The 25,320-nt window shown below is 73.9% G+C and carries 29 protein-coding genes; 11 read left to right on the top strand and 18 right to left on the bottom strand.

The genetic code is table 11. The features are described from left to right. Positions 1–179 precede the first annotated feature (179 nt). Positions 180–1,586: a dihydrolipoyl dehydrogenase gene (gene lpdA, locus ACIGG8_RS09050; protein WP_396546555.1), complete on the top strand. Its 1,407-nt coding sequence runs from the start codon at positions 180–182 to the stop codon at positions 1,584–1,586. An 85-nt stretch (positions 1,587–1,671) separates the two neighbouring features. Here lpdA and ACIGG8_RS09045 read toward each other — a convergent pair whose 3' ends face one another. Beyond that, positions 1,672–2,475, bottom strand: coding sequence for a sigma 54 modulation/S30EA ribosomal C-terminal domain-containing protein (locus tag ACIGG8_RS09045; RefSeq protein WP_396546554.1), 804 nt, complete (start codon positions 2,473–2,475; stop codon positions 1,672–1,674). A gap of 277 nt (positions 2,476–2,752) precedes the next feature. Here ACIGG8_RS09045 and ACIGG8_RS09040 point away from each other — a divergent pair, with 277 nt between their 5' ends. Then, on the top strand, positions 2,753–3,076 hold the full coding sequence (locus ACIGG8_RS09040) for a hypothetical protein (RefSeq protein WP_396546553.1): 324 nt from the start codon (positions 2,753–2,755) through the stop codon (positions 3,074–3,076). On the opposite strand, the gene ACIGG8_RS09035 is transcribed toward ACIGG8_RS09040, so the two are convergent. Continuing rightward, a complete protein-coding gene (locus ACIGG8_RS09035) occupies positions 2,978–4,276 on the bottom strand; it encodes an AI-2E family transporter (protein WP_396546552.1) in 1,299 nt (432 codons plus the stop codon). The two genes, ACIGG8_RS09040 and ACIGG8_RS09035, sit on opposite strands and share 99 nt — an antisense overlap. Positions 4,277–4,441: 165 nt before the next feature. Further along, complete coding sequence (locus tag ACIGG8_RS09030; RefSeq protein ID WP_396546551.1) at positions 4,442–5,113, bottom strand: DUF6328 family protein; 672 nt, start codon at positions 5,111–5,113, stop codon at positions 4,442–4,444. Positions 5,114–5,299: 186 nt separating this feature from the next. Between ACIGG8_RS09030 and ACIGG8_RS09025 the strand changes: the two genes are divergently transcribed. After that, positions 5,300–5,536, top strand: a complete 237-nt coding sequence (locus ACIGG8_RS09025) for a DUF6296 family protein (protein WP_396546550.1) — start codon at positions 5,300–5,302, stop codon at positions 5,534–5,536. Between the two features lie 238 nt (positions 5,537–5,774). Here ACIGG8_RS09025 and ACIGG8_RS09020 read toward each other — a convergent pair whose 3' ends face one another. The 5 genes from ACIGG8_RS09020 to ACIGG8_RS09000 all read right to left on the bottom strand — a co-directional run bounded on the left by ACIGG8_RS09020 (position 5,775) and on the right by ACIGG8_RS09000 (position 10,891). After that, positions 5,775–6,443, bottom strand: coding sequence for a hypothetical protein (locus ACIGG8_RS09020; protein ID WP_396546549.1), 669 nt, complete (start codon positions 6,441–6,443; stop codon positions 5,775–5,777). A gap of 117 nt (positions 6,444–6,560) precedes the next feature. After that, complete coding sequence (locus ACIGG8_RS09015; RefSeq protein WP_396546548.1) at positions 6,561–7,037, bottom strand: hypothetical protein; 477 nt, start codon at positions 7,035–7,037, stop codon at positions 6,561–6,563. Between the two features lie 83 nt (positions 7,038–7,120). Continuing rightward, a complete protein-coding gene (locus ACIGG8_RS09010; RefSeq protein ID WP_396546547.1) occupies positions 7,121–7,900 on the bottom strand; it encodes an HAD-IIA family hydrolase in 780 nt (259 codons plus the stop codon). A 242-nt stretch (positions 7,901–8,142) separates the two neighbouring features. Beyond that, the gene (locus tag ACIGG8_RS09005) at positions 8,143–9,969 is read right to left on the bottom strand and encodes an alkaline phosphatase family protein (protein WP_350524705.1); all 1,827 of its coding nucleotides are present in this window, start codon (positions 9,967–9,969) and stop codon (positions 8,143–8,145) included. A 262-nt stretch (positions 9,970–10,231) separates the two neighbouring features. Next, positions 10,232–10,891 (bottom strand): TetR/AcrR family transcriptional regulator C-terminal domain-containing protein, encoded by a 660-nt coding sequence (locus tag ACIGG8_RS09000; protein WP_396546546.1) that lies wholly within the window; start codon positions 10,889–10,891, stop codon positions 10,232–10,234. 85 nt (positions 10,892–10,976) lie between these two features. Here ACIGG8_RS09000 and ACIGG8_RS08995 point away from each other — a divergent pair, with 85 nt between their 5' ends. Beyond that, on the top strand, positions 10,977–12,380 hold the full coding sequence (locus ACIGG8_RS08995) for an FAD-dependent monooxygenase (protein ID WP_396546754.1): 1,404 nt from the start codon (positions 10,977–10,979) through the stop codon (positions 12,378–12,380). 100 nt (positions 12,381–12,480) lie between these two features. Here the strand turns inward: ACIGG8_RS08995 and ACIGG8_RS08990 are convergent, their stop codons facing one another. Next, entirely contained in the window at positions 12,481–12,654 is a 174-nt protein-coding gene (locus tag ACIGG8_RS08990; RefSeq protein WP_396546545.1) for a CsbD family protein, read from the bottom strand. 87 nt (positions 12,655–12,741) lie between these two features. Next, the gene (locus ACIGG8_RS08985; protein ID WP_396546544.1) at positions 12,742–13,359 is read right to left on the bottom strand and encodes an SRPBCC family protein; all 618 of its coding nucleotides are present in this window, start codon (positions 13,357–13,359) and stop codon (positions 12,742–12,744) included. 174 nt (positions 13,360–13,533) lie between these two features. On the opposite strand from ACIGG8_RS08985, the gene ACIGG8_RS08980 reads away from it, so the two are divergent. Continuing rightward, a complete protein-coding gene (locus ACIGG8_RS08980; protein ID WP_396546543.1) occupies positions 13,534–14,196 on the top strand; it encodes a TetR/AcrR family transcriptional regulator in 663 nt (220 codons plus the stop codon). A 31-nt stretch (positions 14,197–14,227) separates the two neighbouring features. On the opposite strand, the gene ACIGG8_RS08975 is transcribed toward ACIGG8_RS08980, so the two are convergent. Next, a complete protein-coding gene (locus tag ACIGG8_RS08975) occupies positions 14,228–14,383 on the bottom strand; it encodes a hypothetical protein (protein ID WP_396546542.1) in 156 nt (51 codons plus the stop codon). A gap of 71 nt (positions 14,384–14,454) precedes the next feature. Continuing rightward, a complete protein-coding gene (locus tag ACIGG8_RS08970; RefSeq protein WP_396546541.1) occupies positions 14,455–14,865 on the bottom strand; it encodes a nuclear transport factor 2 family protein in 411 nt (136 codons plus the stop codon). A gap of 244 nt (positions 14,866–15,109) precedes the next feature. Between ACIGG8_RS08970 and ACIGG8_RS08965 the strand changes: the two genes are divergently transcribed. Beyond that, entirely contained in the window at positions 15,110–16,669 is a 1,560-nt protein-coding gene (locus ACIGG8_RS08965; protein ID WP_396546540.1) for a threonine/serine exporter family protein, read from the top strand. 186 nt (positions 16,670–16,855) lie between these two features. Continuing rightward, positions 16,856–17,011, top strand: coding sequence for a DUF6131 family protein (locus ACIGG8_RS08960; protein ID WP_396546539.1), 156 nt, complete (start codon positions 16,856–16,858; stop codon positions 17,009–17,011). Positions 17,012–17,084: 73 nt separating this feature from the next. Here ACIGG8_RS08960 and ACIGG8_RS08955 read toward each other — a convergent pair whose 3' ends face one another. Together ACIGG8_RS08955 and ACIGG8_RS08950 are read right to left on the bottom strand one after the other, a co-directional pair. Further along, on the bottom strand, positions 17,085–17,378 hold the full coding sequence (locus ACIGG8_RS08955; protein ID WP_350524696.1) for a helix-turn-helix domain-containing protein: 294 nt from the start codon (positions 17,376–17,378) through the stop codon (positions 17,085–17,087). 49 nt (positions 17,379–17,427) lie between these two features. Next, positions 17,428–17,769 (bottom strand): hypothetical protein, encoded by a 342-nt coding sequence (locus ACIGG8_RS08950; protein ID WP_350524695.1) that lies wholly within the window; start codon positions 17,767–17,769, stop codon positions 17,428–17,430. A gap of 212 nt (positions 17,770–17,981) precedes the next feature. Between ACIGG8_RS08950 and ACIGG8_RS08945 the strand changes: the two genes are divergently transcribed. The 3 genes from ACIGG8_RS08945 (at position 17,982) to ACIGG8_RS08935 (ending at position 20,924) form a co-directional block, all read left to right on the top strand. Continuing rightward, a complete protein-coding gene (locus ACIGG8_RS08945; RefSeq protein ID WP_350524694.1) occupies positions 17,982–18,623 on the top strand; it encodes an L-threonylcarbamoyladenylate synthase in 642 nt (213 codons plus the stop codon). Between the two features lie 220 nt (positions 18,624–18,843). Then, complete coding sequence (gene ctaD, locus ACIGG8_RS08940) at positions 18,844–20,535, top strand: cytochrome c oxidase subunit I (RefSeq protein ID WP_396546538.1); 1,692 nt, start codon at positions 18,844–18,846, stop codon at positions 20,533–20,535. After that, entirely contained in the window at positions 20,532–20,924 is a 393-nt protein-coding gene (locus ACIGG8_RS08935) for a cytochrome c oxidase subunit 4 (protein WP_396546537.1), read from the top strand. The genes ctaD and ACIGG8_RS08935 overlap by 4 nt, the downstream gene beginning before the upstream one ends. Here the strand turns inward: ACIGG8_RS08935 and ACIGG8_RS08930 are convergent. The 4 genes from ACIGG8_RS08930 to ACIGG8_RS08915 form a co-directional block, all read right to left on the bottom strand. Then, the gene (locus ACIGG8_RS08930) at positions 20,893–22,515 is read right to left on the bottom strand and encodes a cytochrome bc complex cytochrome b subunit (RefSeq protein ID WP_396546752.1); all 1,623 of its coding nucleotides are present in this window, start codon (positions 22,513–22,515) and stop codon (positions 20,893–20,895) included. The genes ACIGG8_RS08935 and ACIGG8_RS08930 overlap by 32 nt on opposite strands. A 221-nt stretch (positions 22,516–22,736) precedes the next feature. After that, positions 22,737–23,156, bottom strand: coding sequence for an SsgA family sporulation/cell division regulator (locus tag ACIGG8_RS08925; RefSeq protein WP_396546536.1), 420 nt, complete (start codon positions 23,154–23,156; stop codon positions 22,737–22,739). Positions 23,157–23,313: 157 nt separating this feature from the next. Further along, a complete protein-coding gene (locus ACIGG8_RS08920; RefSeq protein ID WP_396546535.1) occupies positions 23,314–23,952 on the bottom strand; it encodes a hypothetical protein in 639 nt (212 codons plus the stop codon). Between the two features lie 138 nt (positions 23,953–24,090). Continuing rightward, a complete protein-coding gene (locus ACIGG8_RS08915) occupies positions 24,091–24,594 on the bottom strand; it encodes an N-acetyltransferase (protein WP_396546534.1) in 504 nt (167 codons plus the stop codon). Positions 24,595–24,704: 110 nt separating this feature from the next. Between ACIGG8_RS08915 and ACIGG8_RS08910 the strand changes: the two genes are divergently transcribed. After that, a complete protein-coding gene (locus ACIGG8_RS08910; RefSeq protein WP_396546533.1) occupies positions 24,705–25,310 on the top strand; it encodes a hypothetical protein in 606 nt (201 codons plus the stop codon). The last annotated feature ends 10 nt before the right edge of the window (positions 25,311–25,320 follow it).

The raw sequence follows: 25,320 nt of genomic DNA, 5'->3' as shown, positions 1-25,320 counted from the left end.
TCGCCCCTGGTGGGCGCCGGTGCGGTCACCGTAGCGGAGACCACTGACAATTCGGCCCCCGGGCCTGTACGGTGCCGCGCGGAGCGCATCCGTCGAGACCCGATGGGTGCGCCGAGCCCGGTCCTGCCACCATGGGACCGAGATCACGACACCGTGACACCCTCGGAGGAGTCAGCAACATGAGCACGCACTACGACGTCGTCGTCCTCGGCGCGGGCCCCGGCGGCTACACCGCCGCTGTCCGCTCGGCCCAGCTGGGCCTGAAGGTCGCGGTCATCGAGGCCAAGTACTGGGGCGGCGTCTGCCTCAACGTCGGCTGCATCCCCTCCAAGGCCCTGCTGCGCAACGCCGAGCTCGCCCACATCTTCACCAAGGAGGCCAAGACCTTCGGCATCAAGGTCGAGGGCCAGGTGACCTTCGACTTCGGCGAGGCGTTCCGCCGCAGCCGCTCGGTGGCCGACGGCCGGGTCAAGGGCGTCCACTACCTGATGAAGAAGAACGGCATCACCGAGTACGACGGCTGGGGCACCTTCGTCGACGACCGCACCATCCAGGTCGCGCTCAGCGGCGGCGGCTTCGACGTCGTCACCTTCGACCACTGCGTCATCGCGGCCGGCGCCACCACCCGCCTGCTGCCCGGCACCAGCCTGAGCGACCGCGTGGTCACCTACGAGGAGCAGATCCTCACCGAGCAGCTGCCGGAGAGCATCATCATCGCGGGCGCCGGCGCGATCGGCGTCGAGTTCGCGTACGTGCTGCACAACTACGGCGTGAAGGTCACCATCGTCGAGTTCCTCGACCGCGTGGTGCCGCTGGAGGACGTCGAGGTCTCCACGGAACTCGCCAAGCAGTACCGCAAGCTGGGCATCGAGGTGCTGACCTCCACCCGCGTCGAGTCGATCGACGACAGCGACGCCAACGCCAAGGTCCGCGTCACCGTCACCAAGGACGGCGAGCAGAAGGTGCTGGAGGCCGACAAGGTGCTCCAGGCGATCGGCTTCGCGCCGCGCGTCAACGGCTACGGCCTGGAGAGCACCGGCGTCAAGCTCACCGACCGCAACGCCATCGCCGTGGACGGCCGCGGCCGCACCAGCGTCGAGCACATCTTCGCCATCGGTGACGTGACCGCCAAGCTGATGCTCGCGCACGCCGCCGAGACGATGGCCGTGATCGCCGCCGAGACCATCGGCGGGGCGGAGACGATGGAGGTCGACTTCGTCATGATCCCGCGCGCCACCTACTGCCAGCCGCAGATCGCCTCCTTCGGCTACACCGAGGCGCAGGCCCGCGAGCTGGGCTACGACGTCAAGGTCGCCAAGTTCCCGTTCACCGCCAACGGCAAGGCGCACGGCCTCGGCCACCCGATCGGCTTCGTCAAGGTCATCAGCGACAACACGCACGGCGAGCTGCTCGGCGCCCACCTGATCGGCCCCGAGGTCACCGAGCTGCTGCCCGAGCTGACGCTGGCCCAGCAGTGGGACCTGACCGTCCACGAGGTCGCCCGCAACGTGCACGCCCACCCGACCCTGGGCGAGGCGGTCAAGGAGGCCATCCACGGCCTCGCCGGCCACATGATCAACATGTGACGCAGCCGTCCTGACGGCCGTCGTGCCCGCCGTGCCCCGTCGAGCTGCTGCTCGACGGGGCACGGCGCGTCGGGGCGTGCGGTCCTCAGGCCCGGCCCGCGATCAGGCCGAGCCGGCCGTCGAAGCGCCGGTAGAGCACGCGGCCGCGCCCGTCGGCGGGCTGCGCGAAGAACAGGAACGGCAGCTCGGCGCCCTCCAGCCGCTCGACGGCCTGCGCCTCGGTCAGCCGGGGCGCGCCGTGCGGACTCAGGGTGATCGGCACGGTGCGGCGGCCGGGCGGCCCGGCGGCGACGGTCCGGGCGAGGCGGTAGCCGGTCGGCCCGACGCGGTAGACGACGGCATCGGTCTCGGTCGCCGGATCGGTGAAGAGGTGGATGTCGTAGTCCATCGCGTCCATCGTCCGGGCGGCCGCCTCCGGCGAGCACCACACCAGCGCGGGCTCCTTGCGCCGGACGATCCGGGAGCCCGCGCTCGTGTCCGCGCCGGCAGCCTCGACAACCTCGGCGGTCTCGGCGGGCACGAAGACCGGGACGGCCGGGACGGCCGGGAGGACCGGGACGGCGAGCGCGGCCGTCCGGGGGCCGGGCCACGGACGCGGCGCCCACGCGCCGGTGACGGCCCGGATCCTGCCGCGCAGCGCGTCGGCGACCCGGTCGAGCGAGTCGCCCAGCCCGGCCGCGACCTCCTGCACGCGGATCCGCCGCCCGTCCACCTCCGCGTTCACCTGCGCCAGCACACCGTCGGCCACGGACGCCAGCCTGATCCGTAGCGCCTCCACCAGCGTCCCCACCCCGGGAGCCACCGCCGCGGCGGCGACCCGGGCCCGCGCCTCGGCCAGGACCTCGCCCGTCAGCCCCTCGAACGCCCTCACCGCCACCAACTCGCCCATCACCCAGGCCCTTCCACTACCGTCCGGCGCATCCGTCGATCAGAATCCCGACCCCAGAGCCTCCCCGGCCAGGGCCCAACGACCCCACCTCATGGGCCCGCCGGGCATTGACCTGCACCGCAGTCCCGGCCACGCCGGGAAGGCCGGGGTCACCCGGGCCGTCCCTCCCTCCTGTGGTCGGTCCATCCCCTCCCGCTCGGCGCCTCCCCGACCGCACCGGAGGTTGGGCCGGGCCGCGATGGGGAGCCGCCCGACCGGGGGACCGGAGGTGGAGACGATGGACGGCCCGGCACTCTCGCGTCGGGAGCTGCGGATCCTGGCCGAGATCGAGTTCGACCTGCGTGCGGACGGCCGACCGGACCGCGCCCTGCGCACCATGCGGCGCGGTCCCCGCTGGGCGCCGGGCGGCGCGCTGAGGGCCGCCGCCCGGGTGCAGCCGTCCGTGCTGTGGGTCCTGCTCGCCCTGTCGGCGGGCCTGCTGCTGGTCAGCGCCGATGCGCGCTCAGCGGCCGTCCTTGCCGCCTTCGGCCCGGCCTGGGCGGCGACGCTCGTCCTTTCGGCCGTGCGGCCGGTCGCCCGCCGCCGGGGGAGCGGGCCGTGACCGTGAGCGCCCGCCCGGGGCACGTTCGGCCCGGATGTCGCGGAGCTCGCCGATCACCGCCCAGGCGACCGACACCACCGGTACCGCCACCACCGCGCCCAGGACACCGGCCAGGACGGCGCCGCCGGTCACCGACAGGGCGATGACCACCGGGTGGATCCGGACCGACCAGCCGAGCACCAGCGGGTGCAGCAGGTGGCCCTCGATCTGGCCGATCACCACGATCAGGGCGAGCACCAGCAGCGCGATCACCGGGCCGCGGGCCGCCAGGGCGACCACGGAGGCGACGGCCAGGGCGATCGGGGAGCCGATCAGTGGGATGAGCGCCGCGACGAACTCCAGCACGGTCAGCGGCAGGACCAGCGGCACCCCGAGGATCGACAGGGCGATGCCGACCAGCACCGCGTTGGTCGCCGCGACGATCAGCACGCCGCGGGTGTAGCCGGCGAAGGTGCGCCAGGCCGCCCGCCCGGCCCGGTCCCAGACCGTACGGCTGCCGGTGGGCAGCTGCTGCTGGGCCCAGGACCACATGCGGTCGCCGGAGTGCAGGAAGAACACCGAGCAGAACACCGCGAGCGCGACGCCGGTGAGCAGTTCGACGGCCCGACCGGCGCCGCTGAGCGCCGTGCTGACCAGCGTCGAGCGGTGGGCGGCGATGAACTCGCCGATCTTGGCCCGCAGGTCGGTGACGGTGCCGGGTCTCAGGTGGAAGGGGGAGCCGGTCAGCCAGCGGTCGATCCGGCCGAGGCCGCCGCGCAGCTCGTTGCCGAGTCGGTTCCACTCGTCGGCGACGGTGGTGCCCACCAGCGTCAGGACCCCGCCGATCACCACGATGGTGCAGAGGAAGGCGAGCAGGACGGCCAGCGAGCGGGGCGTCACCCTCGCCAGCAGGTCGACCAGCGGGCGCAGCACCGAGGTGACGACCAGGGCCAGGAACAGCGCGATCAGCGGCAGTTCGAGTCGGGTCAGGACGTCCACCAACAGGTAGGCGCCGACGCCGAGCAGTCCCAGGCGCCAGGCGTACCCGGCGGCGGTCCGCAGTCCGGCGGGCACCCGTTCGGCGGAGGGCGCCCGGCCTCCGGGCGGCGCCGTCGAGCCTTCGCGGCGCGGCGTCACCCGGGGGCGGCGGCTGCCGAGCGGCACGGCCCAGCGGCCCGGTCCGGTGGAACCGGGCGGCTCGTGCCCCGGGCGGGGGCTCACCGGCGCCTCATGCCGAGGACCCGGTCATGCGGCCCGCTCGCGGCCCGCGGTGGTGACTCTGCTGTCCATGGAAGCCTCCCGGATGGAAGTCCTGCACCCAGTCTCTCCGGCGGGGCCGTCTCGCACCTGCCGTGTGCGGGGCGCACGCGGCGTCGGTCGCCCGTGTCACGGCGGCGAGCCGGGCGCGGGCGGGGCGGCCCTCGCCGCGTCGGCCGTCGGCGGGTCGGCCGTCGTCGAACCGGCCGTCGGCGGGTCGGGCGCCCGCGGGTCGGAATCCGGCGGGTCGCGAGCGGGCGGCCCGGCTCCGGCGGGCGGTGAGGAGAGCGGCCCGTCGTGCCGGTGCAGGTGCAGGACCGGGAGGAGCAGCCAGGTGCACAGGAACCAGAGCATGACGGCTCCGGCGATCCAGCTGGAGGAGGCCGAGTCGTCGGTCGCGACCCGGAGCAGGAGCAGCAGCGCGGAGCTGATGGTCAGCGCCAGCAGCACGAGCCCGGTCGTCACCAACCGGGCCGCCGCGGTCACCAGTTGGGGCTTGAGGCGGTGCCCGGCGAAGATCCGGTGGTAGGCGACCGGGGCGGCGAGCGAGCCGGTCGCGAGTGCGCCGAGGACGACGGTGGCCACGTACAGTCCCTGGTCGAAGTCGCTGAGCCCGGGGAAGCGGGCCATGAAGACCACGCTCAGCAGGAAGCCGAAGAGCACCTGGGAGCCGGTCTGGGCGACGCGCACCTCCTGGAGCAGGTCGCTCCAGCGCCGGTCCGCCCGTTCCTCGGGTGACTCCCGGCGTCCGGTCCGGTACTCGGCGGGGCCGGTCCGGCCGGTGTCCGGCGTCGTGGTCATGGGGTCGCCTCCGAGTCCTGCTCCACCGGTGCGTGTAGCCGGGCCCGGAGCGGGCAAACGCCGAGCCGGACTCCCTTGCAGCGGCCGATCACCGCGGGCTGCCGGAACAGGCGGGCGGTCCGTGTACAACCGGCCTGGTGCGGGAGGAGAATCGATGGCGCAGGGTGGGGGGAGAAGGAGGCCGTCATGGGAAGCCTCACGCACCGCTACGCGGTGACGCTCCCCGGCCCGATCGGCGGGCACGCTCCACCGGCCGTCGTCGTCGTTTACGAGACGCAGACCGTCGGGCCCGACGGAGGCCTCGTCTGGGAGAGTACGGACGGTGGGCTCCGGGTGGAGATCAGCGGCGAGGTGGCCACGGTCCTCGCCGCCCAGGGAACCGGCAGCCGACACCCCTGTCTGCTGGCCGTGCCACTGCCGTGACGAACGAGGGCCGCGACCACGGGGCGCCGCGGCCGACGGAGGACGGAGGACGGACGCCGCGGTCGAGGCCGCGGCGTCCGCCGTGACGCGTGCCGGAAGGAGGACCGGCCCGGGCGCCGACACGGGAGCTGACACGGGAGCCGTTGCGGGCGCTGACGCGGGCACCGACGCGGGAACGGGACGGGAGCCGGGACGGGAGCTGTCGGTGACGGCCGTCGTGACGGAGCAGACGGGACCGCTACCGGGCGCTGGCCGCCAGGGCCTCACGCACGGTGACCAGGCAGGGATCGCAGTACCGGTCCGGCCCGGCCGAGTCGGTGCCGTCCCCCGCCGGGACGACGCGCTGGGACGGTTCGAGGAACCGTCCGCACAGCGAGGACGACGCGTCGTCCTTCGCCACCACGTGCCACACCACGGCGGGCGGGGACACCGCCGGGTCGTGCTCGGCCCACATCTCGTACACGGCGCTACCTCCGGATCGCTGGGGCTCGGTCAGTCCATGCTCTCCGGGGGTCTTCCGAACGGCCACCGGGCCAGACCCGGTGGGATGGTTGTGAAGGACATCCCGTGAAGGACCGCCGACGAACGACACCCTGGCCGAGTACCGCCGCCGCCGGGAGGCGTGGCTGCCCTGGTTCGGGGCCGGTCCTGGGGAGGCCAGGGCGGTGAGGACGGCGAAGGCCGCTGCCCCGACGGCGAACAGCACCAGGACGACCCGGGACAGCAGGCGGCGCAGCTCAAGGTCCGAACGCGCGGTCACGGGTTCGCTGCCCCGGCGCACCGTGTCCTGCGGGCGCAGCTGGGGCGTGGTCCGGCCGGGGCCCTGCGGGGCGTGCGGGAAGTCGTGGCGCTCGCCCGCCCGGCGTCGGGTCCCGCGGAGGAAGCCCGGTCGGCGCTGTACGGCCATGGTGGCCCCCGAACGGAGTGGTCGGTCTGGGTGACCGGTCTGCTGCCGTCCGCGTCCACCCCGGCACGGCGGTGGCACACGCGCGGCCACACCCGACGTCCGCCCCCAGCAGGCCCGCTACCCGTGCAGTCGCCCGAGGCGCAGCCGTACGGCCAGTTGGGGGCCCTGCTCCTCGCGGGACTCCTCCTCCGTCGCGCAGAGCCCGGCGAGCACGCCCAGCACCCGTCGGACGTCATCGGGCGAGCCGAGCAGGTCCGCGCCGACTCCGCCTGCCAGGGCGATCGGGTGCGCAGGCCCGTCCGGGCTCCCGGTTGCGGGCGACTCCCGGGCTTCCGGCGGATCACGCGGATCGCGCGCGTCGAAGGACTGGGAGAGGCGCACCGAGACGCCGTCGGGCTGGGCTCCGGCCACCACCCGGGTGCCCTCCGAGGTCACGGTGGCAGGGTCCTCCCACGCGTTGCCGATCCTGGTCCGCCCGCGCCCGGTGTGGGTGGGGAAGGCGGCCTCCAGCGCGTCGAGCACCGCCTCCGCCGCCTGCTGCGGGCCGTCGCCGAGCCGGACGAGCACGTGTCCGGCCGCCAGGGGCAGGCCCATGGCCGCGCCTCCTCCCGGTCGGGTTCGTTCCCTTCCGTTCTACGACCGGTGGTGCGCCTCGCGCACCCCGGCCTGCCGCGACCTCAGTCCGCGCGCAGCCGGGCCAGCAGCTCCGGCAGGTCCGCCACCGAGTCGAGCACGTGGTCGGGTTCGCCGTCCGCGCGTTCCGGCGCGCCCGGGGCCGCCTTGCCGGTGCGGACCAGCACGCCGCCGATCCCGTGACGCTGCGCCCCGAGCACGTCCGACTCGATGTCGTCCCCGACCATCACCGCCTCGGCCGCCGAGACCCCCAGGTGGGTCAGGGCCGCGGCGAAGAAGGCCCCGGCCGGTTTGCCGACCACCTCGGCCCGGACGCCGGTCGCGTACTCCAGCCCCGCGACGAAGGCGCCGCTGTCCAGCCGGAGGCCCTCCGGGGTCCGCCAGTAGGCGTTGCGGTGCATGGCGACCAGGCGTGCCCCGCCGCGGAGGGCGGCGAAGGCCCGGTCGAGCGCCCGGTACCCGAACTCGGGCCCGGCGCCGCCGACCAGCACCACCTCGGCGTCCGCCGGGTCGTCCACCAGCCGCAGCGGGGCCAGGTCGTCCTCGATGTCGCCGCTGTTGAGCAGCAGGCATCGGGTGCCTGCGAGGCGTTCGGCGGTGGCGGCGGGCGCGGTGAGCACCTGCTCGATGTCGACCGGGAAGCCGTGCGCGGCGAGCGTGTCGGCGATCGAACGACGGGTGCGGGAGGTGGTGTTGGTCAGCAGCACGTACCGGACGCCGTCGTCGTCGAGCCGCCGGAGGGCTTCCACGGCGCCGGGGAGCGGCTTCCAGCCGATCGTGAGCACGCCGTCGATGTCGAGCAGTGCCGTCTGGCCTCGTCCCATGCTCCCGACCCTAACGAGCGACACCGGCTGGCGCGCTGCCGAGCCGGTGTGCAGGTCCCGGTGCGCAGGACCCGGTGGGCGGGTTCACGGCCCCTGCCCGCCCCCCGGACGCGCGAACACCGCCGGGCCCGTCGAGGGCCCGGCGGTGTCGGGTCACCGCGCGTCACACGCATCACCGCGCGTCACACGCAATCACCGCGCGTCGCCGGCGTCACCGCAGACGGCGCGCGCGGCACGGGTCGTCAGGCGCGGCGGCCGCGCCGGCGGCGGGTGACGTACACCGCGCCGCCGCCGAGCGCCAGCAGCGCCACGGCCGTGGCCGCGATCGGCAGGGTGTTGGAGTCCGCGCCGGTCGTGGCCAGCGCGGGGCCGGACGCGCCGCTGGTGGGCGCCGCGACGGCGGTGCCGCTGCCGGAGCCGTCCGTCGGGCCGGCCGGGGCGGAGGTCGAAGCACCGCCGGTGGGCCCGCCGGTCGGGGTGGCGGTGCCGGCCGGCTGGCCGGTGGCGGGGTCGAGCAGGAGGGTCGCCGGCTGCGGGTTCTTGAAGTCGAACATGCCCTCGATGGAGGCGGCGTGCTCGTCGAAGGAGAAGTCGCCGATCCGGCCGGTCTTCCAGTTGTCCTCGACGAAGCGCAGGATCGAGGTCTGGTCGGTCTGCGTGTGGTCGACGAAGTTGGCCTTGGCGAACGGGGAGGCCACCAGCAGCGGCAGGCGCGGGCCGAAGCCGCAGCGGTCGGCGTAGCCGCCCCACCCGGCGTCCTTGCCGCACTGGCCGGGGCCGTTGAGGCCGTCGTTGGCGGCGTCCCGCGAGCCGTTGACGGGCTCGGCGAACTTGTGGTCGTACCAGCCGTCCGAGTCGTCGTAGGCGATGACGACGGCGGTGGAGGCCCAGTCCTTGGACTTCTGCAGCTTGTTCAGGGTGTCCACGACGAAGTGCTGCTCGTCCAGCGGGTCGGAGTAACCCGCGTGGCCGTCCTGGTAGTTGGCGGCCTTGAGGTAGCTGACGGCGGGCAGGTTGCCGTGCTGCAGGGCGGCGTCGAAGTCGGTCAGGTCGTACTGGTGGTTGGCCTGGCCGTTGTGGCCGATCTCGTCCACGTCCTTGGGCGCCTGGTGCTTCGGGTTCGCCGTGGACTTGTAGTACTGGAACGGCTCGTGGTGCGGGTTGTAGTCGGTCTGGGAGGCGCCCACGATGTTGTCGTGCGCGGCCCCGCATACGGCCTTGCCGTCCTTGTCGCCGGTCGGCTTGAAGCCGCCCTGGAACCAGCCCCAGCTGACGCCCTTGTCGTTGAGCAGGTCGCCTATGTTCTTGCCGGTCATGACGAGCTGGTTGTGCTGGGGGTTGGAGCACTCGTCGTAGCCCGGGTCCGGGTCGTTGATGACGGTGCCGACGCCGTTGGCGTCCGGGGAGGCGACCACGTAGGCGTCGGTGGTCTTCTGGCCGGTCTTCGGGTCGACCGGGTAACCGCCGTGCAACTGCCCGGAGATCAGGTTGAGCGCGCCGGGGGTGGACGGGCCGTAGTTGGTGCCGAAGGAGTTGTCGCTCATCGCGAAGCGCTGGGCGTAGTTCCACATGCCGGTGACGGTGTTGCCGTCGTAGTAGTCCATCACCAGGCCGGGCTGGGTGAACATCGGGGCCTTGCAGCTCTCGACGTCGGTGTGCTCGACGAACTTGTCCATCTTGCCGCCGTCGAAGGCGAGTTGTTCGTCCTTGTAGGTGTGGTCCTGGTCGCAGGTGACGGCCTGGGCCGGGCTCAGCCGCTTCGGGTTGGTCCCGTTCGGGTTGTGGTGGAGCAGGTCGTCGGAGAGGCCGTCGACCTTCGGGGTGCCGGGCTTGGCGGTGAACTTCACCTTGTCGTCGGCGGTGTTGGCCGCGTTCGGGTAGGTGCCGAAGTAGTGGTCGAAGGAGACGTTCTCCTGGAAGATCACCACCAGGTGCTTGACCGGGGTGGTGGTCTGCGGGGCGTCGGCCGCGAAGGCCGCGGGCGCGCCGCCGAAGGTCGCCAGCGAGAGTGCGCCGACCAGGCCGGCGCCGTGCCGGAGCCACCGTGAGCGGGTGGGAACTGCGTGCATGGTTGGTACCTCGAACGTCATGTCATTTTCGGAGTTGGGCCCCGCCACGTGGATCTTCGGGTGGATCTTCGTGTGGATCTTGGAGTGGCGGGGCGCCATGAAGGTAGACGGGCGAGGTGAACGCAATTTACATGTGCATGTGAACCCGGAATGAACCGGGGTGGTCCGAGGGGGAGCCTTCGGGCTTCGAATCGGTTCGGGTGCGGTCGGACGGGCGATGGTTCGTCAACCGCCTTCCGGGGGCCCGGCGGTCGACCGGCCGTCAGTCGGCGAGCAGGGACTCGGCCCCGATCAGCACCAGGGCCAGTCCCTGTTCGAAGCCCTCGTCGAAGTCCACGAACATCGCCCGGCCCGCCTCGGCGGCGAGCGGGTGGGCGGCCAGCCGGTCGGCGCGGGCCTCGACGTCGTAGCCCTCGTCGCCGTCGAACGGATTGGGAGCCATGGCCTGCTCCTCGATGACGTAGCCGATGGTGTAGCTGTACGCCGTGTACCAGGCCCGGGTGGCGGTGGTCAGGGTGAAGCCGGCGTCGATCAGCAGGCGCAGCGAGGCGTCCAGGCCGGCCGCGTACGAGGTGTCGGTGAACCGGGCGCCGCTGTACACCTTGGCGCCGTCGCGGTAGCGCAGCAGCTCGGCGCGCAGGGTGCGCATCGTCGCGAGGTAGGCGTCCCGCCAGTCGCCGGCGCGCCATCCGTCGCCCGCCTCGGCGGTCCGGGCCGTCATGCGGCGCATGATCTCGGTCGCCATCTCGTCCAGCAGTGCCTGCTTGTCCTTGAAGTGCCAGTACAGCGCGGGTGCCTTGACGTCGAGTCCGGCGGCGATGGCGCGCAGGGTGAGGCCGTCGAGGCCGACCTCGTTGAGCAGCTTCAGTGCGGCGTCGACGACCTGCTTGCGGTCGAGCTTGGGGGTCTTCTGCGGGGTCACGCTTGACAGTTTAACGCCGTTAAGTGCACGCTTCCGGCATCGGCTACTTAACAACGTTAAGGGGGTTGCCGTGACTGCTCTCGGCATGCACGCGGACGTCCTGATCATCGGCGCCGGGCCCACCGGCCTCGCCCTCGCACTCGACCTCGCCCGGCACGGCGTCACCGCGCTGCCGGTCGAGCGCGGCGCGGAACTCTTCCCCGGCTCGCGCGGCAAGGGCCTGCAGCCGCGCACGCTGGAGGTCCTCGACGACTTCGGCGTGCTCGACCGGGTCCGCGCGGTCGCGGGCCAGTACCCGCCCACCCTGTTCTGGAAGGACGGTGAGCCGCAGGACGGGCAGAGCATGTACGACCCGACCGAGCCCACCGAGCCCGAGCCGTACACCGAGACGCTGATGCTGCCCCAGTGGCGCACCCAGCAGGTCCTCCACGAGCGGCTGCGCGAACTGGGCGGCGAGGTCGCGTTCGGCCGCGAGCTGGTCGCCCTCACCCAGGACGAGGAGGGCGTGACCGCCGAGTTCGCCACCGGCGCGCCGGTCCGGGCCCGCTACCTCGTCGCGGCCGACGGCGGACGCTCGACCGTCCGGCGGCTGCTCGGCATCGGGATGACCGGGGAGACGGTCGACCCGGCCCCGATGCTGGTCGCGGACGTCCGGGTGGCCGGGCTGGACCGCGAACACTGGCACGTGTTCCGGTCCGACGACGGCCTGCTGGCGATCTGCCCGCTGGGTGGCACCGAGGACTACCAGCTGGTCGCCCAGTTCCCCGAGGGGGCGGCCGTGGAGCACACCCTCGACGGTCTGCGCGCGGTGGTCGCCGCCCGCTCCCACCTGACCGCCGACCAGGTCACCGAGCTGCGCTGGGCCTCCGAGTTCCGCCCGCGCGCGGCCCTCGCCGACCGCTTCCGCGCCGGCCGGGTCTTCCTCGCCGGCGACGCCGCGCACGTCCACTCGCCGGCCGGCGGGCAGGGCCTCAACACCAGCGTCCAGGACGCGTACAACCTGGCCTGGAAGCTCGCCGCCGTCCTGGCCGGCCGCGCGGACGCGTCGCTGCTGGACACTTACGAGGAGGAGCGCCGGGCCAACGCGGCGGCGATGCTCGACCTGTCGACCCGCGTCCACCGGGGCGAGGAGCGCCGCGGCCGGGCCACCCAGCAACTCGGCCTCGGCTACCGGGAGTCCTCGCTCGCCGTGGACACCCGCCCGGACCTCCCGGAGGACGCGCTGCGGGCCGGTGACCGCGCCCCCGACGGCCGCCGGGGCGGCACCCGCCTGTTCGACGCCTTCCGCGGGCCGCACTGGACCCTGCTCGCCGTCGGCACCGACGACCCGCTGCCCGCCGTCGCCGCTCCGGTCGTCCGCATCCCCGCCTACGAGGCGTACGGGACCGGCGTGTTCCTGGTCCGGCCCGACGGCTACCTCGGCTGGGCCGGAAGCACCCCCGACGGCCTCGCGGACTACGCGGCCCGTCACGGCCTGCTCGCCGGCTGACCGGCGCGCGACGCCTCCGGTCCGGGTCGTGGGCCGGACCGGGTGCGGCGCGGGCCGCAGCGGGCGGGGACCGTCCGACGACGGTCCCCGCCCCGCCGGGTCAGTGCTTCCCCGCGTCCTTGATCTTCTCGCCGGCCTGCTTCAGGTCGCTCGTCACCTGTTCGCCCTTGCCCTTGAGCTCGGTCGAACGGTCGCCGGTGACCTTGCCGACGGCTTCCTTGGCCTTGCCGCCGGCCTTCTCCGCCATGTTGCGCATCTTGTCGTCGGTGCCCATGGCAGGCGCTCCTCTCGTCGACGGGGCGAAGTCCGCCCCGGGCCGCGTCTGCCCCGGGGGCCGGGTTCCATGCGCCGTGGTGTGCGGTCAGTTCGTCCGCGCGCCGGCCTCGGCGGCGGCCTTCAGGTCGTGCAGCCAGCCCTCCAGGCCCTGGCGCAGGAGCGCGGTGGCGGCGGGGGCGTTCGCGTCGACCTGGGGGCCGGTGTGGGTCTCCTCGGTGCGGACCAGGACACCGCCGTCGACCTCGGCGAAGTTCCACACGTGGACGCCGTCGATGTGCAGCCCCGCGGCGTCGGCCGGGCCGGTCCAGCGGATGCAGGAGCCGGGCCGCAGCTGCCGCACGGTCGAGGTGATGTCGAGGCTGGTGGCCGTGGTGGCGGGGTTCGGCGGCAGCGGGGTGGTCCACCGGAACGCGGAGCCCGGGCGCAGCGGTCCGTGGTCGAGGCGCTCGGCGGTCGCCACGGTGGCCTGCCAGGCGGGCCAGCGCGCGACGTCGGTCTGCAGTTTCCAGACGGTGCGCAGCGGCGCGTGGACGACCGTCTCGGTCCGGTACCGGACCTGCGCGTCGGGGTCGACGCCGGCGCCGCGGCAGGTGAGGGGGGTGTCGCGGTGGGAGGCGGTGGCTCCGGCGGGCGCGGCGGCGGTGCCGAGCAGGCCGAGGACGAGCGGGACGGTGAGGAGGGCGGCGCGGCGGATCGCGGACATGGGGGTCCCCTTCGCTGACGGGCCGTCGGGACGGACGGGGCGGTTCGCGAGAGCTAGATACTCATGCGTTCGTTAGAAGTTCTAACTCCCAGGCGCCCGGGGCGTCAAGGGCTTCCGTGATAACCTCTAACGAAAGCGTGAGCATGTAGTCGGACCACCGGGAGCGGGCGGACCATGGCGAAGACGGGCGCGGACACCCCGCGCGAGCGCTACCGCGCCCAGCTACGCGAGGAGGTCAAGCAGCACGCCTGGCAGCAGATCGCCACGGCGGGCGCCTCCGCGCTCTCGCTCAACGCGATCGCCAAGCAGATGGGCCTCAGCGGCCCCGCGCTCTACCGCTACTTCGCCGGCCGCGACGAGCTGATCACCGAGCTGGTCCGGGACGCCTACCGCAGCCTCGCCGACACGCTGGCCGCCGCCGACGACGACGGCGCCGACCTGGCCGGGCTCGCCCGCGCCCTGCGCGGCTGGGCCCTGGCCGACCCCCAGCGGTACTTCCTGCTCTACGGCACCCCGGTCCCCGGCTACCACGCGCCCGAGGACACCACCGCCATCGCCGACGAGATCATGCGCACCCTGCTCGACGCCTGCGCCGCGCTCGCCCCCGCTCCCGCCGACACGCCCGGAACCCCGTTCGCCGACCACCTGGCGGCCCACCGGGGCTGGGTCGGCGACCACCCCGCCACGCCCGCGGCCCTGCACCGCTTCCTGGTCCTCTGGACCCGCCTGCACGGCGTCCTGTCCCTGGAACTCGCCGGGCACTTCACCGGCATGGGCTTCCGGCCCGAGCTGCTCTTCGAGGCCGAACTGGACGGCCTGACGGCACCCCTGGCCTGACGGCGTCGCTGTTCCGGCGGCACCCGGCGGCTCAGGCCTGTCCGGGGTGCGGCTCCGGCGGCGGCGCCGGGTCCGGGAACGGCGGGACCGGCGGCGGTACCGGGTCGGGCGGCTCGCCCGGCCGGGGCGCGGGGTACGGGTGCGGGATCGGCCCGGTGTCCGGGTCCGGGGGTGTCGGGATGGTCATCGCGCACCTCCTGGTCGGGTGGTTGCGCCGCCGCGCCTACCCGGCGCGCCCCCCGCGAATCCCCGGCGGTGCTACGAGGCCTCGCCCGGATCCGGGAAGGAGTGGTGCTCGTGCGCGACCAGCCACCGCCCGTCCTCCTTGCGCAGGCCGACGGTCAGCCGCAGCCGCTGCGCCGGGCGGTCGGCGAAGTCCTGCGGGGTGCCGCAGCGCAGCAGGGCGTGCGCGAAGGCGACGTCCGCACCGGCGGTCACCTCCAGCGATTCGATCTCGAACGCGGCGCCCTGCGCCTGCCACTCGAAGAACGGCGGCCAGGTCTCCCGGTACGCGTCGAGCCCGCGCACGCCCTCGTACGGCGGCGGCACGTCGAACATCACGATGTCCGCCGCGTGGTCGGCGACGACCCCTCGGAGGTCGCCCGCATGGACCGCGGCGGCCCAGCTCCGGACCAGGTCGGCGACCTGCTCCTCGTCACTGTCGGCCATGGTCAGGATGCTACGGCCGCTCCTCGGGCCCGCGCCTGCGCACCGGGCCGTTTGCCACGGCCCCGCCACCCGGAACCGGCCCGGCTCCGCCACCGGACGACGGCACGCCGCGCCGATGGGGCGTGTACGGCCCGTCGCGCTCCGTCGGGGAGCGCGCGCCGAGCGCCGGAGTGTTCACGAAACCATCACTCCGGGTAGTTGATCAGGTGCAAAGAGTGCCAGGGGGGTGGTTCAGGGAGTCACGATGTCGGAACACGATCCGCTCGGCACGCGTGCCGGTTCGGAAGGGCCTCCGGTGCAGTCCGGCAGGGTGCCGCCGCAGCTGCCACCGCCCGCGAGCGACGCCGGGCACGCCCCGGCCGGCCCGGCGGGCCCGGGCGGCCACGACTCCGCGGGCCCCGAGGAGGACGCGGACCCCGCGGACCCCTGGCCCGACCGGATGCTGCCGCTGCTGCGCACCCCGGCGGCCGAGCGCAGGCGGGTGGCGGAGGCCCCCGGGGCGGGGCGGCCGGGCGCGGCCGAGCCGGCCCGGGTCCTGGACCTCGCCCTGCTGGTGGGGGAGCTGCTGCTGGCCAGCGGTGAGGCGGCGGAGGACGTCGAAGCGGCCATGCTCGCCGTCGCCCGGGCCTACCGCGTCCATCCGTGCGACCCGCAGGTCACCTTCACCCGGGTGGCGATCTCCTACCAGCCGGGCGCGCCCGAGCCGTCGCTGACGGCGGAGTGCTCCGTGCGCAGCCCGGCCGGGGACTACGCGCGGCTGGCCGCCGTCTTCCGGCAGGTCACCGCGATCACGGCCGGCGGCGTCCCGGTCCACGAGGCGTACGAGCGGCTGGTGGCCGTGCACCGGCGCGGTCGCCGCTACCCCGGCTGGCTGCTCCTGCTGTGCTGCGGCCTGCTGGCCGGAGCCGCGACGCTGCTGGTCGGCGGCCGCACCGACGCCCGGGCCTGGCTGGTGTTCGCCAGCGCCGTCGTCGCGGCGCTGGCGGGCGACCGGCTCTCGGCCCTGGTGGCGCGCCACGACCTCCCGGCCTTCTACCGGTTCGTGGTGGCCGCGGCCCCGGCGGCCGTGATCGGCATCCTGCTGTCGTTCAACGGGCTGCACCTGCGCGGATCGGTGGTGATCACCGGCGGACTGTTCGCGCTGCTGCCGGGCTGGCCCATGGTGGCGGCGGCCCAGGACGGCCTGGCGGGCTTCTACCTGACCGCCGCCGCCCGCCTGCTGGAGGCGCTGTACCTGATGGCCGGCGTGGTGATCGGCGTGATGACGGTGCTCTACGTCGGCGTCAACAACGGCGCGGACCTCGCCTCCCAGGACGCCCCGGCCGGGGCCGTGAACCCGCCGCTGCAGCTCGCCGCGGCGGTGCTGCTGACCCTGACGTTCGCGGTGCTGCTGAACACCGAGCCGGGCGCAGTGCCCGCGGTCATGCTCAACAGCGCGGCCGGCTGGACCACGTACGGGGTGCTGGCCAACGCCGGTGTGGAGCCGATGCTGGCCACCGGACTCGCCGCGGGGCTGGTGGGCCTGTCCGGCCAGCTGATGGCGCGCTACCGGGGTGGCCCGGTGCTGCCGCACGTCACGGCGGCGCTGGGCCCGCTGCTGCCCGGGTCGGTGCTGTACTTCGGGATGCTCGCCTTCGTCCGGGGCCGGCCGGAGGTCGGGCTGAGCGGCATCGGGCGCGCCGTGGCGATGTCGATGGCCCTCGCGATCGGCGTGAACCTGGGCCGCGAACTGGCCCGGCTCTTCCTGCCCGCCCCGCGCGCCGCCCCGCCCGCCCGCCGCAGCGGCGGCCGCCACCGCAGGTGACGGCGGGTGCGTGCCGGCCGACCGGTTGGGCGTCCGACCGGTTCGGCGTACGAACGGTTGGGCGTCCGACCGTTTGACGTGCGGCCGGCGCGGTAGACGCGCAGCTGTGAACCGGGCCGAGGACGGGCGGCGTCGAGAGGCCGCCCGTTCGACGCCCGTCCCCCTCGTCAACCCCGGGAGGCTCCCGTGATCGTGCTCGGCGTCATCCTGCTCATCATCGGCTTCGTCACCGGCATCTCGATCCTGTGGACCATCGGCCTCGTGCTGCTCCTGGTCGGCCTCATCCTGTGGGTCGCCGGGGCGCTCGGCCACGCCGTCGGCGGACGCCGCCACTACTACTGACGAGGCCGGTGATGTGACCCCCGTTCAATGCCGTGCCGGCCGGTGCGGGCGCTCGGCGCCCCGCCGGCCGGCGTCAGCGCAGCAGTGCGGCGAGCAGCTCGGCGATGGTCGGACCGGCGTCGGCCGGGTGCCGCAGCTGCTTGCCGGTCATCACGCTGTAGTGGTTGGCGCGGCCGCGCCGCTCGTGCGCGAGGTAGCCCGCCTCCTCCAGGTCGGCGATGATCCGCTGGACGGCGCGCTCGGTGAGCAGGCACCGGGCCGCGATGTCGCGCACCCGGATGCCGGGGTCGCGAGCGATCTGCACGAGGACGCGGGCGTGGTTCGTCAGGAAGGTCCACTGCCGCGCCGTGGCCGGGCCGGTTTCCACGGCCCAAGGATATGGCCGCCGGACCCGCCCCGAAAACCGGCCGCACCTCTCAGGGGCACTCCTCGTGCAGCCCGCACAGCCAGGCCAGCGCCTGGTGGGCGCCGAGGACGTACGCGTGGTCGGTGCCCTGCACGAGGGCCCGGCGCAGGCGAACGGCAGCGGCCTGGCACTCCGCCAGCAGCTGCGCCCGGCACGGCTCGGCCGTGCCGACCGCGGCGGTGGCGGTGACCGGTGCCGCGACCTGGGCCCCGGCGGCCCACCGGTACGCCCCCAGCACGCCGTGTTCGAAGCCGGTCCACGGCCGCGGGCGCCGGTTGGCCGTGTCGATCGCGGCGAACACCTCGTCCAGCGGGCGCACCCCCACGGCCGGGATCGTCTCGTCACTGGTCATGCCCGCAACCTACGTCCGCCCGGCGCCGCCGCCCCCTCCGGCGGCCCGGCGGCCGCGTGATCCACCCGAGCGGCGCAGGGCCCGGTGGCCCGGCGTCCCGGCGGTGCGGGTCAGCAGGACCCCGCCCGGTAGTCTGACCGGGTCGTGCCCGGCCGGCGAGGTGGCCGGGCCGGATGGACGGTGCGGGCCGAGGCCCGCCGTGGAGAACCTTGATGACTCGTCGTTTTGACTGCTCGGACGCGTCCGAGCGCGCAGCCGGGCTGCGCGAGGCCGTGGCCGCGGTGCGCCGCGGTGAACTCGTCGTGCTGCCCACGGACACGGTGTACGGGGTGGGGGCGGACGCCTTCGCGCCGGAGGCGGTCGCCCGCCTGCTGGCGGCCAAGGGCCGCGGCCGCAACATGCCCTCGCCGGTGCTGGTCGGCTCCCCGGAGGGCCTGGACGGCCTGGTCGAGGTGACGGACCGCGCGCGGGCCCTGGTGGCGGCGTTCTGGCCGGGCGGGCTGACGGTGGTCGCCCGTCACCTGAAGTCGGTCGAGCTGGACCTCGGCGAGACCGGCGGAACGGTCGCGGTTCGGATGCCCGCGCACCCGGTCGCCATCGAACTCCTCAACGCCACGGGCCCGTTGGCGGTCTCCAGTGCCAACCTGACCGGGCAGGACTCCCCGCAGGACTGCGACGCCGCCCAGGGCATGCTGGGCGACTCGGTGGCCGTCTACCTCGACGGGGGCCGGACCGCGGCCGCGGTGGGGTCGTCGATCGTGGACGTCACCGGCGAGGTGCCCGTGCTGCTGCGCGCGGGCGCTATCGGCGCCGAGCGGCTGCGCGAGGTCGTCCCGGACCTGCTGGAGCGCTGAGCCGCCCGGCCTGCGAGCGCAGGGCCACTCAGGCCGCGAGCGCAGGGCCGCCCGGCCCCGGACACCGCCCGGTCGGGGCGCCGCACCGCGTGGCGCCCCGGCGGGCCGGACGGCCGCCGCTAGGGTCGGCGGTGGCGCGCGGGAGTGGGCCCTCCCGTCGAGCGGGGGAGGGGGTGGCGCCGCCGCGAGGGGGGCTCGTCGGCTCCGCTGCGGAGGTTCCATGAGCGCCACGTCCACCGCGTCGCGTCGTACCCAGGCCCGTCTCCACCAGGGCAGCACGCTGCTGCGCTGGCTGTTCACCACGGACCACAAGGTCATCGGGAACCTCTACCTGGCGACCGCGTTCGGGTTCTTCCTGGTCGGCGGTGTGCTGGCGCTGCTGATGCGCGTCCAGCTGATGGGCCCCGACACCGGGTTCCTGTCGAACGAGCGCTACAACCAGATGTTCACCATGCACGGCACGGTCATGCTGCTGCTGTTCGCCACCCCGACCTTCGCCGGGTTCGCCAACGCGATCATGCCGCTGCAGATCGGGGCGCCGGACGTCGCGTTCCCCCGGCTGAACGCCTTCACCTACTGGGCGTTCCTGCTCGGCGGGCTGATGGTGCTGAGCGGCTTCCTGACCTCCACGGGGGCGCCCGCCTTCGGCTGGTTCGCCTACGCGCCGCTGAACGGGCCGGTGTACTCCCCGGGGCAGGGCGGGGACCTCTGGGCCTTCGGCCTGGTGGTGGCCGGCCTCGGGACGATCCTCGGCTCGGTCAACTTCATCACCACCATCACCTGCCTGCGGGCGCCCGGCATGACGCTCTTCCGGATGCCGATCTTCACCTGGAACGTGCTGTTCACCTCGATCATGGTGCTGCTGGCCTTCCCGGTGCTGACGGCGGCGCTGCTCTGCCTGGAGGCGGACCGGAAGTTCGGCGCACACGCCTTCGACCCGGCGAACGGCGGGGCGATCCTGTGGCAGCACCTCTTCTGGTTCTTCGGCCACCCGGAGGTCTACATCGTCGCGGTGCCGTTCTTCGGCATCATCAGCGAGATCATCCCGGTGTTCAGCCGCAAACCGCTGTTCGGCTACTACGGCATGATCGGCGCGACCATCGCCATCACCGCCCTGTCCATGACGGTGTGGGCGCACCACATGTTCGTCACCGGCCAGGTGCTGCTGCCGTTCTTCTCGATGATGTCCTTCCTCATCGCGGTGCCCACCGGGGTGAAGTTCTTCAACTGGATCGGCACGATGTGGAACGGCTCGCTGTCCTTCGAGACCCCGATGCTGTGGTCGCTCGGCTTCCTGGTGACCTTCCTGTTCGGCGGGCTGAGCGGGGTCCTGCTGGCCGCGCCGCCGATCGACTTCCACGTCTCCGACAGCTACTTCGTGGTGGCCCACCTGCACTACGTGGTGTTCGGCACGGTGGTGTTCGCCACCTTCGGCGGCTTCTACTTCTGGTGGCCGAAGCTGACCGGGAAGCTGCTCGACGAGCGGCTGGGGAAGGTCCACTTCTGGGTCCTGTTCGTCGGGTTCCAGACCACCTTCCTGGTGATGCACTGGCTGGGGGCCCAGGGCATGCCGCGCCGCTACGCGACCTACCTGGCGGTGGACGACTTCACCGCCCTCAACGTGTGCGCCTCGATCGGCTCGTTCCTGCTCGGCGTCTCCAACCTGCCGTTCTTCTACAACGTCTGGACCACCACCCGGCACGGCACCCGGGTCACCGAGGACGACCCGTGGGGCTGGGGCCGCTCGCTGGAGTGGGCCACCTCCTGCCCGCCGCCGCACCACAACTTCGAGGCGCTGCCGCGGATCCGCTCCGAGTCGCCGGCCTTCGACCTGCACCACCCGGAGGTGCCGACGGAGGAGCCGGTGGGCGGGGCGGCCGACCGTACGGGCGGGCGGGGGAGCGGGCGATGAAGGGGGAGGGCCGGCTGTTCGCCGTCATGACGGTGTTCTTCGCGGTGACCGGGCTGATCTACGGGTTCTGGGCGCAGGAGCCGGCCGGCACGGCGATCCTGGCGGTGGCGTTCCTGATGTCGGGGCTGATCGCGCTGTTCTGGTTCGTCCAGTACCGGCGGAGTGGCGGCGGCCGGCCGCAGGACCGCGGGGACGCCGAGATCGCGGAGGCCGTCGGCCCGGTGGGCTTCTTCCCGGCCCGCAGCGGCTACCCGGTGCTGACGGCGGCCGGCCTGACGGTCCTCGCCCTCGGCCTGGTCTTCGCCCGCTGGCTGGTCGTGGTGGGGGCCGTCGTGCTGGCCCTCGCCGTGTCCGGGTTCATCTTCCAGTACGGCGACGACGACGGGTGAGCCGGCGGAGCAGCCGGCGGACCGGGCCGGCCCCGGTCGGCCCGGTGGGCGGTCCGGCGGGCGCCTCGGGGTGGGCGGGGCCGGTGAGGACACCCGCGATGAACTCCGACTCCCCTTCGGTGGCGGGGAGTTCGACCCGGTCCCGGTAGAACCAGGCGCCCGCCGCGGCCCGGGCCCGCTCGCGCCGCGGCGCGAGGTCCGGGGCCGGGAGCGGGTCCGGCGTGGCCCGCGCGAGCAGGACGAACCGCTCGTCGGCGGGCAGCGGGCGGCGGTGGCCGGTGAAGCCGCCGTCGTGGCCCTGGTCGATCCGGCCGGTCTCGTCGCCCTTCAGCAGCCGGTCGCGGTCCCTGGCCTGCAGGGCCAGGCAGAGCCGCCGGGTGAGCAGGAAGGCCGCGGGCGGCAGCAGGATCAGCGCCGCCCGCAGCACGACGGTGATCGCGTTGACCGAGAGGCCGAAGACGAAGGCGATCACGTCGTTGCCGCCGGCGATCAGCAGCACGGCGTAGACGGTGATCCCCGCGACCCCCAGCCCGGTGCGGGTGGGCTTGTTGCGCGGGCGGTCGCACAGGTGCTGTTCGCCGCGTTCGGGGTCGAGCCAGCGCTCGGCGAAGGGGTAGGCGTACAGCACCGCGAAGAGCAGGCCGGGCAGCACCAGGGCCGGGAGGAGGACGTTCCACGACACCGTGTGCCCGAACAGGGAGGTCTCCGCGGCGGGCATCAGCCGCAGCGCGCCCTCGATGAAGCCGATGTACCAGTCCGGCTGGGCGCCGGCCGCGGCCACGTCGGGCCGGTAGGAGGCGTAGCGCCAGATCGGGTTGACCTCGGCGAGGAAGGCGGACAGCGCCATGATGCCGGCCACCGCGAAGGTCAGACCGACCGTACGGGTCAGGAACTGCGGGAAGAAGGGCATCCCGACGACGTTGCGGTTGGTGCGGCCGGGGGCGGCCCACTGCGTGTGCTTCAGCACCACGACCAGCGTCAGGTGGGCCCCGACCAGGGCCAGCAGCAGACCCGGCACCAGGAGGATGTGCACGGTGAACAGGCGGGGGATGACGTCGTGGCCGGGGAACTGGCCGCCGAAGGCGAAGAACGTCAGGTAGGTGCCGACCAGCGGCACCGAGAGCAGCACGCCCTCGGCGATCCGCAGCCCGGTGCCGGAGAGGGAGTCGTCCGGCAGCGAGTAGCCGGAGAACCCTTCGAGCAGGGCCAGGTTGAACAGCGTCACCCCGATGACCCAGTTGAGCTCGCGCGGCCGGCGGAAGGCCCCGGTGAAGAACACTCGCAGCAGGTGCACGCCGATCGCCGAGACGAACAACAGCGCTGACCAGTGGTGGACCTGGCGAATCATCAGGCCACCGCGCACCTCGAAGCTGATGTCCAGCGTCGAGGCGTAGGCCTCGGAGACCAGCACCCCGCGCAGCGGCAGGTAGGCGCCGTCGTAGACGACCTCGTTCATGTTCGGGACGAAGAAGAACGTCAGGAACACGCCGGTCAGCAGCAGCACGACGAAGCTGTACAGCGCGAGCTCGCCCAGCAGGAACGACCAGTGGTCCGGGAACACCTTGCGCAGCAGCTCCCGGCCCGCCTCCATGACCGGCAACCGCCCGTCCAGCCGGGTCGTGACGCGTTCACCGGCGGACGGCTCGCGCCCGTTCGTAGCCTTGGTTGCCTCCACGCAGGCAACCTAGTGCGCGGCGCTCCGCGCGGGTCGGCCGAGCGGGGCGGGTCCCGTGGCGGCCGTCGGCAGAACACCCGGATGGCGGCACCCGGGAGCTCCTCCGGGCTGCGCCCGCGGCTCCGGGCGGCCCGCGGTCAGTCGTCGGACAGCAGCCGGGCGAGCGCGGCGTCCACGTCGAGGTGCTCGGACTCCGACCCTTCGGGCACCAGGCTGAAGCAGTCCGAGAGGAAGGCCGTGACGTCCTCCTCCGGTGCGCTGAGGACGGCGTTGCCGGCGGGCCCGCACAGGGTGATCAGCACCTCGCCCGCGGGCCCCGGGCCCACCCGGACGTCACCGCTGCCGGTGGGGGCGTGCCGGCCCTCGTTCAACAGCTCGCGACTGAAGTACCAGCACACGCGGGCGTCCGCGGTCACGCACTCGCACGGGGCGATCGGGAACGCCAGACACGCCGCGTACGGCAGGTCCGGGTCGAACCGCAGTTCCGCGACCACCGGGACGTCGGGCAGCGGACTGTCGGGGAAGGTGACGGGCATCGAGTGGACGGGCATGGGCATCGCACGACCCTCCTACGGTCGCGAGCGTCGTCCCCGGGCGGGCCGACGCTCCTGTCCGGTGCCTACCCGGTGCCGCTCCGTGCAGTCGGCCTCCGCCGAACCTCCACAACGTCCTTGCGTGCGGGGGCGCCGTCGACCGCGGTCGTGCCCCGGGCGGTCAGGATCCGCACAGCCGCCCGAGCTGGGCGCTGTCCGCGTTGATGTCCGTGATCACCTGGTTGGGATCGGCCAGCACCATGCCGTTCAGGCGGAAGCGCAACTCCGAGAACTCGGCGGCCAGTCGGCGGATCGTCGAACCGACCGCGCCCTGTGCGTCCAGTCCGGCACCCATCAGGTCCTGGTAGGCCTGGCCGGCCGCGTCCGCCTGGCTGCCGCGGGTGTCGCCGGCGTTCCGGCGGTACGCGGCCAGCGCCGCCTCGGCCTCGTCGCAGCCGCCGGGCCGGACCGCCGGGAGCGGCGGTTCCGGCGTCGGGGCGGCGGTCCGGGTCCGGATCGGCGACGGGCTCGGCTCCGGGGAGGGCGGATCGGGCTCGGGGGTCGGCGTGGGCGTCGGCGTCGGTACGGGCGACGGGACCGGCTTCGGCGTGGGATCGGGGAGCGGCTCCGGCGGCTGCGGGGCCGCGGTGGTGACCACCGGGGCGGCCGCGGGCTGCGGCGCGTCCGGTGGCACCAGGTAGGCGACCAGGGCGATCAGGGTGGCCACCGCGCCCGCGATCGCGCCGACCGCGCCCCAGTCCGGGCGCCGCGCCGGCCCGGCACCCGACGCGGGCGGCTGCGCCGATTCGTCGTCCGTCATGCACCCATCGTGGGGCGCCGCGTCGGGCCCCGTCCAGAACACCGGGTGCTGACCTTCCTGAACCCGAACCCGTGTCCGGGCGGGCCGAGTTGGAGACGCGCCGGGGCCGGCTGCGGCTCCGGCCCGACCGCCTTCGGGTCAGGCGCCGGCGATCGCGGGGCGGGCCAGCCACTCCGCCCAGGAGACCTCGTGGCCGATCAGACACGGCTGACCGAACGGCCATGCCTCGGCGATCCAGCGCGGCACCAGGGCGTCCAGCTCCCGCTCCAGCTCGGAGCCGACCTGGTCGTCCACCACCCACCAGGAGATCTCCGCGTCGGAGCCGGCCTTCTGCGGCGGGTCGATGTAGACGCAGCCGAGCAGGGCCGACTCCGCCTCGTCGAACAACGCGTAGTTGAACGACTCGTGGGCGGCGATCTCCCGCTCGTGCCGGATCAGGTCGTCGAGGTCCGCCTGGTAGGTCATGGTGGCCGCGGGCCAGCCCCAGGCCTCGCCGTAGATGGACCACAGGCGCTCCCGGGAGCCCATCACGGCGGGGTAGTCGAGCTCGGTGTCCGTCCCGGCGATGGGGCGCAGGTGGTAACCGCCACCGGGGAGCGGCACGTGGACGGGGTGGACGAAATCGGCGGGCAACCAGGTCATGGGCCTGGAGGCTAGCCGAGAACCGGCCCGCGCCGCGCGGATTATCGGTCCGGGCCCCGGACCGAGCGGCCGGGATGACGCCGACCCCGCCGCCAGGGCATGATCACCGGATGACGATGATCAGGACCAGGTGGGGGCGCCTCCGGACACCGGCGGTGGCGGCCCTGGCCGTACTGGCGGCGGGGTGCGGGACGGAGCACGTGGGCGCGGCCGGTGGCGCGGGGGCGCCCACGGCGGTCGTGACGGCGGTGCCGTCGACGGCCGCGGCGGTGCCGACCACCGAGGCGGACTACCCCTGCCCCGGCGAAACGCCGACCAGGGCCCCGACCCCGACCCCGACCGCGAGCAGCGCGGCCCCGACCGGGCCGCCCGTCGACCACTACGCCGAGAACCACGGCTTCCGGGTGCCGATCCCGCTCCACGGCCGGCGCCGCTGCGACGGCCTGGACGCCGTGAAGCGCATCGAGGGCGCCCTCGAACCCCTGCGCACCCGGGGCGACTTCGCCCCCGACAGCACCCGCGGACAGCTCGCCGGGCTGGGCTACCAGGTCGCCAAGGTGAAGGTCACCCAGAACGGCCCGACCGGCATCGCCTTCCTGGTCGACGCCACCGGGTTGTGCCTGGAGGGCACGATGAACAGCGCCGCCACCACCGCGGAGGCGTTCGCGGGCTACCCGGACGGCACCAACTGCGAGGAGCCGCGCGGCGGCCACTGACCGCGTCCGT

This window comes from Kitasatospora sp. NPDC085464 (genome assembly GCF_044541955.1).
In the GTDB taxonomy this organism is placed as follows: Bacteria; Actinomycetota; Actinomycetes; order Streptomycetales; family Streptomycetaceae; genus Kitasatospora.
Note: the sequence above shows the minus strand (reverse complement) of the source record. Positions and strands in the feature narration are given on the sequence as shown.